Genomic DNA, 1,137 nt, shown 5'->3' with positions numbered 1-1,137 from the left:
TACGACGACGCCGACGAGCCGTACACCCCGGCCTGGCAGGAGACGATCACCGGGGTGCCCGGCCCGGCCGCGGCCCGCATCGCCCGCGAGTTCGCGGCGAACGCCGAGGAGTCCCGCGGCCGGTCGATGATCATCATGGGCGCCGGGACCAACCACTGGTTCCACTCGGACACGATCTATCGGTCGTTCCTGACGCTGACCACGCTGACCGGCTGCCAGGGTGTCAACGGCGGCGGCTGGGCGCACTACGTCGGGCAGGAGAAGGTCCGGCCGATCACCGGGTACAGCGTGCTGGGCACGGCCGCGGACTGGTCCCGGCCGGGGCGGCAGATGATCCAGACCGCGTACTGGTACCTGCACACCGACCAGTACCGGTACGACCCGTTCTCGGCGGCGACGCTCAGCACCACGAACCAGGGCGGCAGGTTCGCCGGCCGGACGACCGCGGATCTGATCGCCTCCTCGGCGCGGATGGGCTGGATGCCGTCGGTGCCGCACTTCAACCGCAACCCGCTCGACCTGGCCGACGAGGCGGCCGCGGCCGGGGTGCCGGTCGGCGAGCACGTGGTCGGCAAGCTCAAGAGCGGCGACCTGCGGTTCGCCTGCGAGGATCCGGACGCGCCGGAGAACTTCCCCCGGGTGCTGACGGTCTGGCGGGCTAATCTGCTGGGCTCGTCGGCGAAGGGCAACGAGTACTTCCTGCGGTATCTGCTCGGGACGGACCACGCCGTACGCGCAACGGAAGCGCCGGCCGACGCGCGCCCCACCGACCTGGTCTGGCACGACGAGGCGCCCACCGGGAAGCTCGACCTGCTGCTCACGCTCGACTTCCGGATGACCTCCACGACCGTCTACTCGGACGTCGTGCTGCCGGCCGCCACCTGGTACGAGAAGCACGATCTGAGCACCACGGACATGCACCCGTTCGTGCACTCGTTCAACCCGGCGATCCCGCCGCCCTGGCAGACCCGCACCGACTGGGACGCGTTCATGACGATCGCCCAGGCGTTCAGCGCGATGGCCAAGGACCATCTGGGCGTACGCAAGGACGTGGTGGCCGCGCCGCTGATGCACGACACCCCGGACGAGATGGCCAACCCGTACGGGAAGGTCGCCGACTGGAAGCGCGGCGAGTGC

1 protein-coding gene is annotated in these 1,137 nt (G+C 70.3%); it reads left to right on the top strand.

Annotated elements, in window-relative coordinates; all coding sequences use genetic code 11:
• Window positions 1–1,137: molybdopterin-dependent oxidoreductase (locus ODJ79_RS46565; RefSeq protein ID WP_263030183.1), on the top strand; the 1,137-nt coding region annotated here is incomplete at both ends.

Origin of the sequence: Actinoplanes sp. KI2 (assembly GCF_025630775.1) — a bacterium.
In the GTDB taxonomy this organism is placed as follows: domain Bacteria; phylum Actinomycetota; class Actinomycetes; order Mycobacteriales; family Micromonosporaceae; genus Actinoplanes.
This window is presented reverse-complemented; position numbering and strand designations above follow the sequence as displayed.